The 16,003-nt window shown below is 38.9% G+C and carries 16 protein-coding genes; all 16 read left to right on the forward strand.

Annotated elements, in window-relative coordinates; all coding sequences use genetic code 11:
- The first annotated feature begins 144 nt into the window (after window positions 1-144).
- Complete coding sequence (gene murD / locus NV377_RS01600) at window positions 145-1,596, forward strand: UDP-N-acetylmuramoyl-L-alanine--D-glutamate ligase (RefSeq protein WP_258199428.1); 1,452 nt, start codon at window positions 145-147, stop codon at window positions 1,594-1,596.
- 44 nt (window positions 1,597-1,640) lie between these two features.
- Complete coding sequence (spoVE, locus tag NV377_RS01605; protein WP_258199429.1) at window positions 1,641-2,738, forward strand: stage V sporulation protein E; 1,098 nt, start codon at window positions 1,641-1,643, stop codon at window positions 2,736-2,738.
- Between the two features lie 5 nt (window positions 2,739-2,743).
- The gene (gene murG, locus NV377_RS01610; protein WP_258199430.1) at window positions 2,744-3,859 is read left to right on the forward strand and encodes an undecaprenyldiphospho-muramoylpentapeptide beta-N-acetylglucosaminyltransferase; all 1,116 of its coding nucleotides are present in this window, start codon (window positions 2,744-2,746) and stop codon (window positions 3,857-3,859) included.
- Window positions 3,860-4,014: 155 nt separating this feature from the next.
- Entirely contained in the window at window positions 4,015-4,920 is a 906-nt protein-coding gene (gene murB, locus NV377_RS01615) for a UDP-N-acetylmuramate dehydrogenase (protein ID WP_258199431.1), read from the forward strand.
- Between the two features lie 15 nt (window positions 4,921-4,935).
- Window positions 4,936-6,219: a UDP-N-acetylglucosamine 1-carboxyvinyltransferase gene (murA, locus tag NV377_RS01620; protein ID WP_258199432.1), complete on the forward strand. Its 1,284-nt coding sequence runs from the start codon at window positions 4,936-4,938 to the stop codon at window positions 6,217-6,219.
- Window positions 6,220-6,290: 71 nt separating this feature from the next.
- Window positions 6,291-7,043, forward strand: a complete 753-nt coding sequence (locus NV377_RS01625; RefSeq protein ID WP_258199433.1) for a cell division protein FtsQ/DivIB — start codon at window positions 6,291-6,293, stop codon at window positions 7,041-7,043.
- Between the two features lie 288 nt (window positions 7,044-7,331).
- Window positions 7,332-8,573, forward strand: coding sequence for a cell division protein FtsA (ftsA, locus tag NV377_RS01630; RefSeq protein ID WP_258199434.1), 1,242 nt, complete (start codon window positions 7,332-7,334; stop codon window positions 8,571-8,573).
- A gap of 16 nt (window positions 8,574-8,589) precedes the next feature.
- Complete coding sequence (ftsZ, locus tag NV377_RS01635; RefSeq protein ID WP_258199435.1) at window positions 8,590-9,681, forward strand: cell division protein FtsZ; 1,092 nt, start codon at window positions 8,590-8,592, stop codon at window positions 9,679-9,681.
- A gap of 230 nt (window positions 9,682-9,911) precedes the next feature.
- Window positions 9,912-10,838 (forward strand): sigma-E processing peptidase SpoIIGA, encoded by a 927-nt coding sequence (gene spoIIGA / locus NV377_RS01640; RefSeq protein ID WP_258199436.1) that lies wholly within the window; start codon window positions 9,912-9,914, stop codon window positions 10,836-10,838.
- A 356-nt stretch (window positions 10,839-11,194) separates the two neighbouring features.
- A complete protein-coding gene (sigE, locus tag NV377_RS01645; protein ID WP_258199437.1) occupies window positions 11,195-11,917 on the forward strand; it encodes an RNA polymerase sporulation sigma factor SigE in 723 nt (240 codons plus the stop codon).
- A gap of 201 nt (window positions 11,918-12,118) precedes the next feature.
- On the forward strand, window positions 12,119-12,532 hold the full coding sequence (locus NV377_RS01650; protein WP_258199438.1) for a hypothetical protein: 414 nt from the start codon (window positions 12,119-12,121) through the stop codon (window positions 12,530-12,532).
- Between the two features lie 97 nt (window positions 12,533-12,629).
- On the forward strand, window positions 12,630-13,412 hold the full coding sequence (sigG, locus tag NV377_RS01655) for an RNA polymerase sporulation sigma factor SigG (RefSeq protein ID WP_258199439.1): 783 nt from the start codon (window positions 12,630-12,632) through the stop codon (window positions 13,410-13,412).
- A gap of 237 nt (window positions 13,413-13,649) precedes the next feature.
- The gene (locus tag NV377_RS01660) at window positions 13,650-13,931 is read left to right on the forward strand and encodes a YlmC/YmxH family sporulation protein (protein WP_258199440.1); all 282 of its coding nucleotides are present in this window, start codon (window positions 13,650-13,652) and stop codon (window positions 13,929-13,931) included.
- Window positions 13,932-13,976: 45 nt separating this feature from the next.
- The gene (gene pgeF, locus NV377_RS01665) at window positions 13,977-14,831 is read left to right on the forward strand and encodes a peptidoglycan editing factor PgeF (RefSeq protein WP_258199441.1); all 855 of its coding nucleotides are present in this window, start codon (window positions 13,977-13,979) and stop codon (window positions 14,829-14,831) included.
- Entirely contained in the window at window positions 14,828-15,541 is a 714-nt protein-coding gene (locus NV377_RS01670) for a YggS family pyridoxal phosphate-dependent enzyme (RefSeq protein WP_258199442.1), read from the forward strand. The genes pgeF and NV377_RS01670 overlap by 4 nt, the downstream gene beginning before the upstream one ends.
- Window positions 15,541-15,993: a cell division protein SepF gene (locus NV377_RS01675; protein WP_258199443.1), complete on the forward strand. Its 453-nt coding sequence runs from the start codon at window positions 15,541-15,543 to the stop codon at window positions 15,991-15,993. The genes NV377_RS01670 and NV377_RS01675 overlap by 1 nt, the downstream gene beginning before the upstream one ends.
- Window positions 15,994-16,003 lie beyond the last annotated feature (10 nt).

Raw genomic sequence — 16,003 nt, forward strand, 5'->3', positions numbered from 1 at the left:
TTGAACCTAGACTATAATGATTAATGTAACGGTTCTCGCGGGGCGGGGACCGTTACATCTATATTAGGTAATTCTGTAATCCGTATTTTGAACTTGCACTATACGTAAAATATGTACTCCAAGAAAAAAAGAGAGGTATTCTATATGAAGCATCCATCACAGTATAAGAATGAAAAAGTAATTATATTAGGTTTAGCAAGAAGTGGTGTTAGTGTAGCGAAGCTATTCCATAAGCTAGGGGCGAATGTTACAGTTAATGATCGTAAGCCTCGCGAGCAGTCCCCTGAAGCAGCACAATTAGAACAATTAGGTATTGAAGTAATATGTGGTTATCATCCCGAAAATCTAGTAGATAAGACGACTGCCTTATTAATTAAAAATCCTGGTATTCCATATCATGTATCACCTATTATTGATGCACAAACTAATAATGTAGAAGTTGTTACTGAAGTTGAGATTGCTTATTGGATTAGTAAAGCACCAATTATTGGTATTACAGGATCTAATGGCAAGACGACGACGACAACCTTAATTGGAGAGCTATTAACATCGGCTGATCTAAATCCTGTTGTTGGTGGAAATATCGGTTTGCCTCTATGTGAGATTGCGAGTGAAGTGTCTAGTGAAAACTGGATTGTTGCTGAATTGAGTAGCTTTCAATTGAAAGGTACAATTGCATTTGCACCGAAAATAGCATTAATTTTGAATTTAGCTGAAACTCATCTAGATTATCACGGGGATATGCAGGATTATGTGGCGTCTAAAGCGAAAATATTAAGCAACCAAACAGATGACGATATCGCTATCTTGAATTGGGATGATAAGATTACCCGTCAATTGATGCCTCAGTGTAAAGGTCAATTGTTCCCATTCTCGCTTTTTGAGAAGTTAGAAAGAGGTGTCTTCATTGATCCACCATTTGCACCGATTATCGCTGGCGATCCGTTGCCGAATGCGGCAGAGGAAGCTTCGATCCGATCTATTGTATATCGGATGAATAATGATTCAGAGCAACAAGTACTTATGCCTTTAAGTAGTCTTGGTATTCCTGGGCGTCATAATGCCGCTAATGCGATTGCAGCCATTGCAGCATGTCTTATAGCTGGGGCTGACCCAGCGAAGCTTGTAGAACCTTTAACGAGCTTTAGAGGCGTAGAACATCGTCTAGAGTTCGTAAGAACGAATGAAGGTGTCAACTACTACAATGATTCCAAAGCGACCAATTCGACAGCGACGACGATGACGATTCGATCTTTATCAGCGCCGTTGGTACTGATTGCTGGAGGTTTAGATCGTGGATCTGATTATATGGAATTACTCCCTATTTTCACAGATCGACTGAAAGGTATCGTGGCCGTTGGTGAAACTCGTCATAAACTTGAACATATTGCTAAGCTAGCAGGTTTAGATCAGATAAAGATCGTCGAACCTAAAGCTAGTGCCGAGGAAACGCTAGATGAAGCTGTCAAGCTTGCTAGTGAGTTAGCGGAGTCAGGAGATATTGTGTTACTGTCACCTGCATGCGCAAGCTGGGATATGTTTTCTTCTTATGAACAAAGAGGAAGCATGTTTAAGAAATCGGTGCATACCTTGTAAGTAGGGGGGTTGTCCCTACTTCATTTTATAGAGGTGTGTAAAGCATGGTTAAGACACGTTCTGCTCCAGATATATGGCTATTAATTTCCATCCTTCTTATATTATTTATTGGACTAATGATGGTATATAGTGCGAGTGCAGTATTAGCTTTTCATGAATTTGGTGATAAGTTCTACTTTTTGAAGCGACAATCGATATTTGCAGGATTAGGTTTATTATCTATGTTTTTTATGATGAATGTGAATTACACTGTCTGGAAAAAATGGGCCCCTATGTTACTTATCGTCTGTTTCGGACTACTTATCCTAGTATTAATTCCTGGGGTCGGAGTTGTTCGTGGTGGAGCGCGTAGTTGGCTAGGCATTAGTTCTTTCGGTATTCAACCATCTGAATTTATGAAACTTGGTATGATCTTATTTCTTGCAAAGTGGTTGTCCACAGAACAACAAAAAATTACTCAATTCACGAAAGGCTTATTACCGCCTTTAGGTCTTGTATTTCTGGCGTTTGGCTTAATTATGCTACAACCCGATCTAGGAACTGGAGCAGTTATGGTCGGAGCATCAATGATTCTTATCTATACTGCCGGTGCTCAGATGCGTCATCTTGGCGGTTTAGCGTTAATTGGTGTTATCGGTTTTGTTGGTCTCATTATTGCTGCACCTTATCGTTTGAAACGGATTACTAGTTTTCTAGATCCGTGGTCAGATCCACTTGGCGGTGGATATCAGATCATTCAATCGTTATTTGCCATTGGTCCTGGAGGTCTTGTTGGACTTGGTCTTGGCATGAGTAGACAGAAATTTAGTTACTTACCTGAGCCGCAAACAGATTTTATTTTCTCAATACTAGCTGAAGAGTTAGGTTTCATCGGCGGACTTACATTGATTCTATTATTTCTAGTCGTTGTATGGCGTGGAGTACGTACCGCTATCGCTGCTCCAGATACGTTTGGAAGCTTACTTGCGATCGGTATCACGAGCATTATTGGTGTACAAGTGCTAATTAACATTGGTGTTGTCATTGGAATGATGCCAGTAACAGGAATTACACTTCCATTAGTAAGCTATGGAGGCTCTTCCTTAACATTACTACTAACAGGATTAGGCATCTTGTTGAATATTTCTCGATACTCGAGGTGAAAGAGATGAAAATTTTACTAACAGGTGGAGGTACAGGTGGACATATATACCCTGCATTAGCGATTGGGAAATATATGCAACAACAGGACTCCGCTACTGAATTACTATATATAGGTACAGAGCGTGGGATGGAAAGTAAAATCGTTAGAAGAGCTAACGTTCCATTTGAAAGTATTGAAATTACAGGATTTAAACGTAAACTGTCCTACGATAATGTACGGACAGTTATCCGTTTTTTACGAGGTGTCAATCGTTCCAAACAATTAATAAAACAATTTAAACCAGACGTTGTGATTGGTACGGGTGGTTATGTATGCGGGCCTGTCGTTTATGCGGCAGCCCGTTTAGGCATACCTACCTTTATTCATGAGCAAAATGCAATTCCTGGTTTGACGAATAAATTTTTGACATCCTTTGTATCTCATGTTGGTGTAAGTTTTGAAGATTCATTATCTTATTTTGCAAAAGCAAAGCAAGTTAGCTTTACTGGAAATCCCTGTGCGTCTCAAGTGATCGAGGCAATACCAGGCCGTGGTAGAGCATCATTGGATCTTGAATCTAACCAACGTTATGCACTCATTGTTGGTGGTAGTAGAGGTGCGAAGGCGCTTAATCAAGCGGTTATAGCCTTAGCAAGGGAGCAAGAGCAATTAGAAAAACTTTCGCAGTACCGTATTGTATTTGCTACAGGTGAAATTTATTATGATGATACATTGCAAGCATTGAAAGATAATGCTGCTTATCGAAATGGACAAATTATGTTACTTCCATATATTAATAATATGGCGGAAGTTTTAAGTGATGCATCTATCGTAATTAGTCGCTCTGGAGCTTCGTCGCTAGCAGAGATTAACGCGCTTGGAAAACCGTCTATTCTAATTCCTTCTCCAAATGTAACGAATAATCATCAAGAAGCAAATGCACGTAGTTTGGAGTCTGTTGGAGCTGCAGAAATTATACTTGAAAGTGAACTTAGTGGTACTCATTTGTTAGAAAAATTGAGTGCTTTATTGTTAGATGATCATAAACTTGCGAAAATGTCGGCTGCATCACAATTTTTAGCAGTACCTGATTCAGCAAGCAGAATTGCTTTAGCGTTAGCGAGAATAATGAAACGATAACTGAACGTGAACTCTAGGCGATTGTCACACAACGAAGTGTTAAGGCATAAGATACTTTATAATTCGTGACCAGAAAGTCTAGGAGTTGATCACATGTTCAGGTGGGGCTTACCCACAACGATGGCAACTGCCATTTTTGGAAGGAGGACATACAATTGAATTTATTTATAGCGGAACTTGAGGAGTTAGAAATTGGGGAATATCTCGTCAACGAACCACTGTCGAAGCATACAACATGGAAGATCGGCGGTACGGCTGATCTGATGATCCTTCCACGAGGCAAGAAGCAACTTATATCACTAATCAAGCTACTTGGTAAGCATAGTATTCCGTGGACGAGTATCGGACGTGGATCTAATATGCTAGTAAGTGATAAAGGGATTCGTGGTGTTGTGATTAAGCCAACTGATGGCTTAGATTATGTGCGCTTCGAAGGTAATACTGTCATTGCGGGAGCAGCTTATTCATTTATTAAGCTTGCTGTTATGGCAAGCAAACAAAGCTTAACAGGCTTGGAATTTGCAGGCGGTATTCCAGGAACTGTAGGCGGTGCTGTCTACATGAATGCAGGTGCGCATGGGTCTGATGTGTCACGTATTTTTAAGTCAGCCGAAATTGTTCTGTCTAATGGTGAATTGGTAACGTATAAAAGCGATGATATGAAATTCTCATATCGTCATTCTGTATTGCAGGAAATGAGCGGATTTGTTGTTGAAGCTAGCTTTGAATTAGAAGCTGGTGATAGACAAGTGATTACTGCAGAAATGGCTAAGCATAAGGGACGTAGATTGCTAACTCAACCACTACAACTTGCATGTGCTGGGAGTGTATTCCGTAACCCCCCCGGTGATTTTTCAGCAAGATTGATTGAGGAAGCAGGATTGAAAGGGTTCCAATGTGGAGGAGCGCAAGTATCAGAGCTTCACGCCAATTTTATTATCAACACAGGACAGGCGACAGCTAAAGACGTTTTCGCTTTAATTACCCATATTCAAGGTGTTGTGAAAGAACGCTATGGTATTGAATTGATACCTGAAGTATTGGTAATGGGCGAGCGGTAACTCGGAGGTGATACATTGGACAGATTGGTGATTGAGGGCGGCAAACCTCTGTCAGGAACTGTTGTAATCCAAGGCGCGAAAAATGCAGTGCTGCCGATTATGGCTGCCAGTCTGCTGGCTGAAGGAACGACCGTGCTCGAAAATGTTCCTCATTTACTTGACATTGAAGTGATGATCCATATTTTGCGAGAATTAGGATGTCGAGTTGAGCATAAGGGAAGTACGATTATCATTGACACGGAGCAGGCTTCTGCTTCACATGTACCAGAATCGTTGATGAAGCAAATGCGATCATCAATTTTTCTCATGGGCCCACTACTTGCAAAGTACAGAAAGACTCAAGTTTATCAACCAGGCGGCTGCGCGATTGGCGAACGGAAGATCGATATTCATCTAGACGGCTTGAAGGCACTAGGTGCGCAAATTGAGGAAACAGGAAATTCTATTATTTGCAGTGCACAGAAACTAACGGGTGCGGATGTGCATCTGAATTTCCCAAGCGTAGGTGCTACTGAGAATATTATGATGGCAGCGGTGCTAGCGGATGGTCGAACAACGATTACGAATGCTGCAAGAGAGCCAGAGATTCAAGATTTGCAACATTTCCTTAATGCAATGGGTGCTAAAGTGCTCGGCGCAGGTACAGATACGATTACAATCGATGGTGTAGAGCGGCTACAATCATGTGAGCATCGTATCATTCCAGATCGAATTGTTACAGGAACACTAATGATTGCTGCAGCGGCAACTCGTGGACTAATTACATTACACAAAACGCAACCAAGTCATCTAACTTCTTTAATTCATGTCATGCGTCGAGCAGGTATTCAAATCCAAGTAGACGGTGATATAATAAAAGTTGACAGTAGAGTCAGAAGCAAAGCGGTAGAGAAGATTGTTACTGCACCTTACCCTGCTTTCCCTACTGATTTGCAATCACAGATGATGGTTATGCTTGCACTCTCAGATGGTGTCAGTGTAGTGAAAGAAAATATCTTTGAAGGCAGATTAAAGCATGTAGATGAACTGGCTCGTATGGGCGCTGATATTCGAGTAGATATGAATACAGCCTATATTCGAGGAGTGCCTCGTTTATATGGTGCTACTGTTGAGGCGACTGATCTTCGAGCGGGTGCAGCACTTGTAATTGCTGGTCTTGCAGCACAAGGGAGAACGATCGTAGAGCGAATTCACCATATTGATCGTGGTTATGATCGAATTGAGGATATGTTAACGTTATTAGGGGCTAGAATTACGAGATTAACTGCATTATCCAAAAACGAAACATATGCACAGTAATCGTTGGAATGATAATCGGCTTCCTCATCACCGATGAGGAGGCCGCGTTGTGTTAAGGAGTGGACAAGTTTATGCAATCTCAAATGCCAGTGCTCAAAGAGCCAGAGCCGAAAAAAAAGGGAAATAAAAAATTAATTGCAATTATTGTTATCTTATTTCTTGCTATTTTATCTATTGTATTTTTTAATTCTACGTTAAGTAAAATTACGGAAGTGCAAATCACTGGTACCCAATTTGTAAATGGTACAGAGGTTATGAATGCAGCAGGTCTAAAAGTAGGGGATTCTTTCGTGTTCAGTTCTGCGGAAGAGATTGAAAACAATGTCAAAACTTTAAACACCATTAATAAAGCGGTAGTTACTAAGCATTTTCCAGGGATAATCAAAATTGCTGTTACAGAATATAGTGTAGTGGCTTTTGAATTTGACGACAAAGGCGAACTAATTGCTTTATTAGCTAGTGGAGCGAGTATTAAAACAAACAATGATCGCCTACAAATAATGGACAAACCTATATTAACCGGATGGAGTAAAAATGATCCATATAAAAATGAATTAATGAAGCAACTTTCTTCTATTAATTCAACTTTGCTCGCTGACATATCTGAGATCGCACCTATTCCTTCCGTTGCTTTCCCAGATCGAATTTTAATATATACACGCACAAAGTTCGAAGTTACTACAGCTGTAAGTTTAATACGCGAGAAGGTAGAAGCGATGAATGGCGTTATTGAAACACAAGCACCAGGTAAGCTAACCTTATTACTTGCAGATACGTATGAACCATTTAACAGAGAAGATATGGAAAATACTGAAACTGAGTAAAAAGACTCTACTCAACTAGAGTAAAGAGTGGTAAAATTTTAGTTGTCTAATTTATTTTTATGAGTTTATAGTAACTTTTATGTCTAGTTGAACTAGATTTCTATTTCATATTTTCATGAACTTTTCCTTTTTTTTGATAAATATCTGAAAAAATTGTTGAAAAAAGAGGGAAAGTGCAAATAGTGTTGAATAGAATGTAAGTAGACTATTTACCTATTAGTGCAAAAACGAATAACTAAACTCATTCATTACAACTATAAATATTTATTGAAACGGAGGTGCCGCGCAATGAGCAACGGTGACATAATTGTCAGTTTGGACATCGGTACATCCAAAGTACGAGCAATAATTGGCGAAGTAAGTGATGGAGCCATTAATATCATTGGTGTTGGTACAGCAGACTCTGAAGGCATTCGTAAAGGTGCTATTGTAGATATTGATCAAACGGTTCAATCTATTAAAAATGCGATTGAGCATGCCGAACGTATGGTAGATATTGAAATTTCAGAGGTTTATGTTGGTATCCAAGGTAGTCATATTGGTGTACAAACGAATCATGGAGTAGTTGCAGTTTCTAATGAAGATCGCGAAATCGGTGAGGAAGATATCGATCGTGTACTTCAAGCTGCCAAGGTAGTAACCTTACCCCCAGATCGTGAAATAATTAATCTCGTACCTAAGCAGTATGTAGTAGATGGACTAGAAGGAATTTCAGATCCGCGTGGAATGATAGGTGTTCGCTTAGAAGTAGAAGCTACAGTTATTACTGGTGCCAAATCTTCTGTACATAATCTAGTTAGATGTGTCGATAAAGCAGGGCTAAAAATTAATGGCGTTATTCTTTTAACACTTGCGTCAGGTGTAATGACATTATCTAAAGATGAAAAGTCAGCAGGTACTGTACTCGTTGATATCGGTGGTGGATCTACAACAATTGCTATCTATGAAGATGGTGGTATATGTGCGATTTCTTCATTGCCAATTGGCGGTCAGTTTGTTACAAACGATATCGCTTATGGATTGCGTTCACAAACAGATCATGCAGAGAAAATAAAACTAAAATTTGGTTGTGCTGTTGCAGATGATGCAGCTGATGAAGTGAAATTCAAAGTTACACGCATGGGTAGTAATGTAGAAAAAGAATTTTCACAAAGAGATTTAGCTAGCATTATCGAACCTCGTATGCAAGAAATATTCCAGCTTATTAAGCAGGAAGTTCATGCACTTGGTTATGGTGATAAAGTTGATGGATATGTATTAACGGGAGGATCAGTATCTCTTCCAGGTACACTAGCATTAGCACAATCAGAACTAGAAAACAATGTAAGAATAGCTTTACCAGATTATATTGGAGTAAAAGATCCTTCTTATAGCAGTGGGGTAGGAATGATACAATACGTATCAAAGTACATGGGTGTACGAGGAGCTAGCACTACGAAGAAGGCTGTTAGTCGTAAAGGAAATTCTCCAGCTTCGTCAAAACCCCGAATGTTAGAACGCATTAAAAATATGTTTCAGGAATTTATTTGACGGGGGAGTCGTGTAGATGTTGGAATTTGACTTAGAACTAGAATCACTAGCGCAAATAAAAGTAATTGGTGTAGGTGGCGGCGGTAGTAATGCGGTTAACCGTATGATTGAGAATGGTGTAAAAGGTGTAGATTTTATAACTGTTAATACTGATGCGCAAGCATTACACCTAGCAAAATCTGAGCACAAACTGCAAATCGGTGATAAGCTTACTCGTGGTCTTGGTGCTGGTGCAAACCCTGAAGTAGGTAAAAAAGCTGCTGAAGAGTCTCGTGATCTTATTGCTAATCAGCTAAAAGGTGCCGATTTGGTATTCGTTACAGCTGGTATGGGCGGTGGTACAGGTACTGGTGCAGCCCCTGTTATTGCTGAAATTGCTCGCGAGTGCGGCGCTTTAACTGTTGGTGTAGTTACTCGTCCATTTACTTTTGAAGGTCGTAAACGTTTTGCACAAGCGGAACATGGAATCGAATCGTTAAAAGAAAAAGTAGATACACTAATCGTCATCCCTAATGATCGTCTATTAGAAATCGTAGATAAGAAAACTCCAATGCTTGAAGCATTCCGTGAAGCAGATAACGTACTACGTCAAGCAGTCCAAGGTATCTCTGATCTAATCATGGTTCCAGGTCTAATTAACCTTGACTTTGCAGATGTGAAGACGATTATGACTGAGCGTGGTTCTGCACTTATGGGAATTGGTATTGCATCTGGTGAGAATCGTGCTGCTGAAGCTGCTCGTAAAGCTATTCAAAGTCCATTACTTGAAACATCTATCGATGGAGCTCGTGGTGTAATTATGAATATTACTGGTGGTAGCAATCTATCATTATATGAAGTGAATGAAGCTGCTGAAATTGTTATTTCTGCATCTGATCCAGATGTAAACATGATTTTCGGTGCGATCATTGATGAAGATCTTAAAGAAGAAATTAAAGTAACTGTTATTGCGACAGGTTTTGAAGCAAAACCTGCCGAAGCAGCACCTCGTCGTCAAGTTGGTCAAGGTAACGATGCTGGTGAAGCGGGAAAGTCTCAAGCGACGAAGCCTATTGGTACAAACCTTTCTAATGATTTAGAAATTCCTGCTTTTCTACGTCGCAAATAACAACTTAGTATAAACATATAAAAGGGCTATACTCTTACAGTGATGTAAGTGTATAGCCCTTTTTCTAGTTTAGTAATCTAGTAATGACCACTTTTTCCGACAAAAATAGAACTCCAATGCTGACATAAACAGACAGACTTTGGAGTATATATCCAATATACTGTTTTAGAAGTAATCGCTTGGTACTACAGGAAGTATGTATTTTCATTGTAGTTGAAGGAAGGTATTACATGAAGGTATATCTAGACGTTCTGCTGCTGCGAGAATTATTAGTAGATGGGGTATTATTGTTAACAACAGGTTGGATACGAGGTTTTAAGCCTAAGGCTTGGCGTGTGCTACTTGCTGGCTCTGTCGGAGCGTTATATACAATGGCAATGGTCTTTCCTAGTCTGTCGTCCCTGTACCATATTTCGATTAAGCTATTTGTCTCTCTACTCATGATATACATTACATTCGGCTATTATTCATTACAATCTTTTTTGCGAGATATTGTAAGCTTCTATATCGTTAGTTTTGTAGCAGCTGGAGGGATGATGGCACTATACTATCTACTTATGAGAAGCTCACAAGAAGTATGGGCAAATGTACTGTTTATTGGTGGGACGGTAACAACGAAGCTACATATTGGAATTTTTTATCTGTTTGCTAGTTTCGCAATTGCTCTTTTTTTGTTTTCTAACTTTGTCAGAAGTAAAAAGAAGCATCAACTGATGGAGACTCATCTTGCTGATGTAGAGGTAGATATCGACGGTCAAATATTCACATGTACTGGATTAATTGATACTGGAAATCAATTGTATGATCCCCTTACGAAATATCCAGTTATGATTATCGAAGTATCAAGATTGCAAGATGCGTTGCCCGCTAAATTTTTGAAAGCTTTACAGCAAGGAGAAACGAACGATGCTTTAATGTTGTTATCTGATGAGCAACTCCAATTTCAATGGCAAGATCGAATTAGAATAATCCCCTTTCGGGGTGTGAATAAAGGTTCACAATTTCTATTAGCAGTAAAGCCTGATTGTGTGAAAGTCAATCATGAAGGTAAGAGCTTTGAAAGCGTCAAGGTGCTTATCGGCTTTGATGGAGGTCAGTTGAGTGGGGATGGGTCGTATCAGGCGATAATCCACCCCTCAATGGTCAGTGGGCTTTGATAACGATGAGTATGCGTTGTAGCGTAGTCGGCGTCGAATATGAAGCGAATTTCGGAAGTCCGGTACGCATGTACCAATAACGTACACTTGCGTTTCCTCCTTCCGAAAATTAGCTCCATCTTCTCGGTTCTGAAAGCCCACTTGTGGACTTTGATAACTAAGTAACGCAGGTAGGTTAATGAGAACTTTAAGCTGCTAATGTAAATTTTTAGTTTATGCTTTCGATGTAACTTTTCATTCCAATGAAGTTATGTCTTGAAGCCAATGAAAAGTTTTAGTCTATGCTTCCGATGTAACTTTTCATTCCAATGAAGTTATGTCTTGAAGCCAATGAAAAGTTTTAGGAGGAACAAACTATGATGCTGAAGTATAAGTTGTTGGCACAAATTTCTTTTTATCGGTTGATGTTAAAGTTAGGGCTCAAGGATGAGATGATCTACTATATTGGTGGTAGCGAAGCATTACCTCCACCATTAACACGAGAAGAAGAAGAATATCTGCTCCTCAAATTACCTTCTGGTGATGGTAGCATCCGTACGATTTTAATTGAACGTAATTTGCGTCTAGTCGTATATATTGCCCGTAAGTTCGAAAATACTGGTATTAATATTGAAGATCTTGTATCTATAGGTACGATAGGTCTTATTAAAGCAGTAAATACATTTGATCCAGAAAAGAAAATTAAACTAGCTACTTATGCTTCTCGTTGTATTGAAAATGAAATATTAATGTATTTGAGAAGAAATTCTAAGACGAGATCAGAGGTATCTTTTGATGAACCACTGAACATTGATTGGGATGGTAATGAATTACTTTTATCTGATGTGCTTGGCACTGAAAATGATACGATATATCGCAATATTGAAGAGCAAGTTGATCGTAAATTACTTCAAAAAGCACTTGAGAAGCTCTCTGATCGCGAACGAATTATTATGCAATTACGATTTGGTCTTGCAGATGGCGAAGAAAAAACACAAAAAGATGTTGCAGATATGTTAGGAATATCACAATCATATATTTCTCGTCTAGAAAAACGAATTATTAAGCGGTTACGAAAAGAATTTAATAAAATGCTCTAAAATACATGATAATAACCTAGACAACCACAGTACGTTTTGGGGTGAAAAGCATACGCTATTAGCAGGAATTTCAAAATGTTCGCATGTGATGATGAAGTATTGCATCGTAATAGTTTCTCGGAACTGTCATACGAACGATTTGAACCTTATAGATATGTGTAATCCAAAAATATGTGGCAGGGAGGGTGTGTATTTCAGCTTATGCCTACTATCATGACTTCTACAGAGCCAATTATGCTAAGCTATTTGAGCTTTCAACTAACCTTTTCATTGATCGAGTTGCAAATAGATCAACAATCAGTTGTTATAAAAACAAATGTACAAAATACTGGAAAATATGAAGGATCAATTTCGAGTAACCATTTTATCCTTGCTGCGGGTGGTCGAGAAGTACTTTCTAATGTTAGTTATATTAGTGAAGAACATAAACATGGGATGATATGGGCTTGGAAACGATTAAATCCCGGAGAACTGTGTACGGTTATCTTGAAATTCAACATGGATCCTACCTTATCTGAATATGATTTTAAATACAATTATAGGAAAATCACACAACTTATTAAGCGTTTTCAAATGCATAATGACAGTGAAAAAAGCACTTTCACATCCAATTAGTAGTCGCTGAATCTTGTCGCAAATTGTCAAAACAGGAATAAAATCATTCCCCAAGGAGATAATGATCAATAATGTTTCTCCTTGGGAGGTAATGATATTGACCCGTAATAAAGTTGAAATCTGTGGCGTGGATACTGCTAAGCTACCAGTCCTAACAAACGTTGAAATGCGCGAATTATTCACTGGTCTACAAACTCGTAATGAATGGGGAGCGAGAGAGAAATTAGTAAATGGAAATCTAAGATTAGTTTTAAGTGTCATTCAACGTTTTAATAACAGGGGCGAATTTGTTGACGATTTATTTCAAGTCGGTTGTATTGGCTTAATGAAAGCCATTGATAACTTTGATCTAGGTCAAAACGTGAAGTTTTCTACTTATGCTGTTCCGATGATTATTGGTGAAATCCGAAGGTATTTACGCGATAATAACCCAATCAGAGTTTCACGGAGTTTGCGTGATATCGCTTATAAAGCTTTGCAAGCGAGAGATAGTTTGACGAATAAATTTGCGCGCGAACCGACAGTAATGGAAATTTCACAGCTGCTTAATGTTCCAAAGGAGGATGTCGTCTTTGCATTAGATGCAATTCAAGACCCTGTATCTTTGTACGAGCCTATCTTCAATGACGGTGGCGATCCGATTTATGTTCTCGATCAGATTAGTGATGAGAAGAATAAAGATATAACATGGATTGAAGAGATTGCATTACGTGAGGCAATGCATCGCTTGAATGATCGTGAAAAAATGATCTTATCTATGAGGTTTTTTGAAGGAAAAACTCAGATGGAAGTAGCAGACGAAATAGGGATTTCACAGGCACAAGTATCTCGACTAGAAAAATCAGCAATTCAACAAATGCAGAAATATGTTAATGCATAAACTATAATTATTGACTTCCACAGCTGTTTTGAGACTATTAGTGAATGGAGTTTTAACAATATGTACTTGTAAATACATATTGTTACGGCTAATTCATCAATGGATCTTGAAACAGCTTTTTCTATTTACATTATAACGTTGAAATTCTATTTGGATTTGCTTTAGAGTCGGATATACTTTAACTTTTTCATACATATACTAAACGATCATAGCTTGTAAAAGGGGCGGATGAGTATTATGAAAATATCTGATTTCCAATCCAAAGATGTTATTAATATTGTAGACGGTAAAAAGCTTGGGCATATTAGTGATATTGAATTGGATTTACGGCAAGGGAAGATAGATTCGATTGTTATTCCTCAAGTTCAACGCATGTTCGGTATATTTGGTACAGCCGGTTCGGAGATTGTCATTCCTTGGCGTAATATTGTGAAAATCGGTACAGATGTCGTCCTTGTACGAATGGAAGAAACGAGATCAATTCGAACAGAGGAGGAAGATTTGCATGCTCGTATCTAACAAGTTACACTTAAAGTCATAAAGAAATGACGGAAGGTGAGCGAGATGGAACCATTTGTTGCTAGTCAAGCATCACATCAATTGTTACTCCAAAAATGGATGATGCAATGTGAGCACTTAACATCGGGATTTACGACAAGAATGGGGGGCTATAGCGAAAAGCCATATGCCTCTTTCAATATAGGATTACATGTTAATGATGAGGTAGAAGCAGTCGTTCGCAATCGACAATTATTAACTGATAGTATTGGTTGGGAATTTGATGCTTGGACGAATGCCCAGCAAGTACATGGGAATATAGTTGTTAAAGTGACAACTGAAGATCGTGGACGCGGTAGACTAACGATGTCAGATGCACTTCAAGGTGCAGATGGAATGATAACTAACGTGCCTGACATTTTGTTGACTTCATTTTATGCGGACTGTGTACCCTTATTATTCTGGGATCCTGTTCACGAAGCAATAGGTTTAGCACATGCAGGGTGGAAAGGAACAGCTTCGGCAATTGCAATAGAGATGGTTGAAGCGATGAAATTAAACTTTGGAACAGAGCCAGATCAGCTTATGGTTGCGATTGGTCCATCGATAGATCAATGCTGCTATGAAGTAGATCATTATGTTGTAGAGCAATTTGTAGCGTTATGGCAAAGGCTTGAACTACAGGAATGTTCGATAGACCATGTAATTAAGCCTATTTCTTCGCAAAAGGCTCATATTAACTTGAAAGAAATGAACCGACAGATTATGATAAAAGCAGGAATATTGCCGACTCATATCGAATTAAGTAATTTATGCACTGGCTGTAGGACAGATATGTTCTTTAGTCATCGTGTGGAGAATGGATTAACAGGTAGAATGGCTAGTTGGATTGGCCTATCGAGAAAGGTGATCTATGAATGAGTATAAAGGATCGAATACATCATGTGCAGCAGACAATAGCTCAAGCTACTTCTCGTGCTGGCAGACAATCAGGTACCGTAAATGTCATTGGAGTAACAAAGTATGTTTCCGTAGCTAGAACCGTTGAAGCTGTGGAAGCAGGCGTGTTGCATATAGGCGAAAACCGCTGGCAAACTGCAAAAGACAAATGGGATTACATACATGAACATACAGGAGCTGGACAAGCAACTCCAACATGGCATTTTATTGGAACATTGCAACGTAATAAGGTGAAGGATATTGTAGGTAAATTTCAGTACATTCATTCTTTAGATCGACTTTCATTAGCAAGTGCTATTCAGGAACAGGCTGAAAAGTTAGATGTAACCGTCAAATGCTTTATTCAGGTTAATGTATCTGGAGAGCAGTCGAAGCAAGGAATGAGTGCTGCTGAGGTATCGCTATTTTTGGAACAGTTGCAACAATACCCACGCTTACTACCAATTGGACTAATGACTATGGCTCCCTTTGAACTTGAGAAAGAGGAGACAAGGTTAGTTTTCCGCCAATTAAGAGAATTACGTGATGAGTTAATTGCAAAAGGGAATGGCAAGTGTACCGTAACTGAACTATCCATGGGCATGTCCAATGATTATGAAATTGCAATTGAAGAAGGAGCTACCTTTGTACGGCTTGGAACAGTATTAATTGGAACAGAGGAGGATGAATAATGAGTGTTATTAACAAGTTTATGAATTATTTTGGTTTGCAAGAGGAAGAAGAAATAACAGAACGTGAACGTGTATCTACAAATGATGATCAAGAAGTTGAAACGAATCCATTCGAATCACGTAAACAATCTAGAAATCAACAGTTCTCTAATGTTGGTAACAATGTCGTAAGTCTACACACTCAGAAAAATACGCGAATGGTATTATGTGAACCTAAAAGCTACGATGAAGCACAAGCAATTGCAGATGAAATTCGTAATCGCAAATCAGTTGTAGTAAACTTACAACGTGTTCAAAGTGAACTTGGCTTACGTATCGTAGATTTCTTGTCTGGAACAGTGTACGCACTTAGCGGCTCCATTTCTAAATTAGGGCCTAATATCTATTTATGTGCTCCTGAGACAGTCGAAGTACAAGGTTCTATTACAGAACTGGCACATTTTGATAGATAAATGAAGACAG

It is taken from the genome of Paenibacillus endoradicis (assembly GCF_024721975.1).

Excerpts from the sequence above, each read along its gene's own strand:
- murD (WP_258199428.1), top strand. The coding sequence starts at position 145 with ATGAAGCATCCATCACAGTATAAGAATGAAAAAGTAATTATATTAGGT.
- spoVE (WP_258199429.1), top strand. The coding sequence starts at position 1,641 with ATGGTTAAGACACGTTCTGCTCCAGATATATGGCTATTAATTTCCATC.
- murG (WP_258199430.1), top strand. The coding sequence starts at position 2,744 with ATGAAAATTTTACTAACAGGTGGAGGTACAGGTGGACATATATACCCT.
- NV377_RS01625 (WP_258199433.1), top strand. The coding sequence starts at position 6,291 with ATGCAATCTCAAATGCCAGTGCTCAAAGAGCCAGAGCCGAAAAAAAAG.
- ftsA (WP_258199434.1), top strand. The coding sequence starts at position 7,332 with ATGAGCAACGGTGACATAATTGTCAGTTTGGACATCGGTACATCCAAA.
- ftsZ (WP_258199435.1), top strand. The coding sequence starts at position 8,590 with ATGTTGGAATTTGACTTAGAACTAGAATCACTAGCGCAAATAAAAGTA.
- spoIIGA (WP_258199436.1), top strand. The coding sequence starts at position 9,912 with ATGAAGGTATATCTAGACGTTCTGCTGCTGCGAGAATTATTAGTAGAT.
- sigE (WP_258199437.1), top strand. The coding sequence starts at position 11,195 with ATGATGCTGAAGTATAAGTTGTTGGCACAAATTTCTTTTTATCGGTTG.
- NV377_RS01650 (WP_258199438.1), top strand. The coding sequence starts at position 12,119 with ATGCCTACTATCATGACTTCTACAGAGCCAATTATGCTAAGCTATTTG.
- NV377_RS01660 (WP_258199440.1), top strand. The coding sequence starts at position 13,650 with ATGAAAATATCTGATTTCCAATCCAAAGATGTTATTAATATTGTAGAC.
- pgeF (WP_258199441.1), top strand. The coding sequence starts at position 13,977 with ATGGAACCATTTGTTGCTAGTCAAGCATCACATCAATTGTTACTCCAA.
- NV377_RS01670 (WP_258199442.1), top strand. The coding sequence starts at position 14,828 with ATGAGTATAAAGGATCGAATACATCATGTGCAGCAGACAATAGCTCAA.
- NV377_RS01675 (WP_258199443.1), top strand. The coding sequence starts at position 15,541 with ATGAGTGTTATTAACAAGTTTATGAATTATTTTGGTTTGCAAGAGGAA.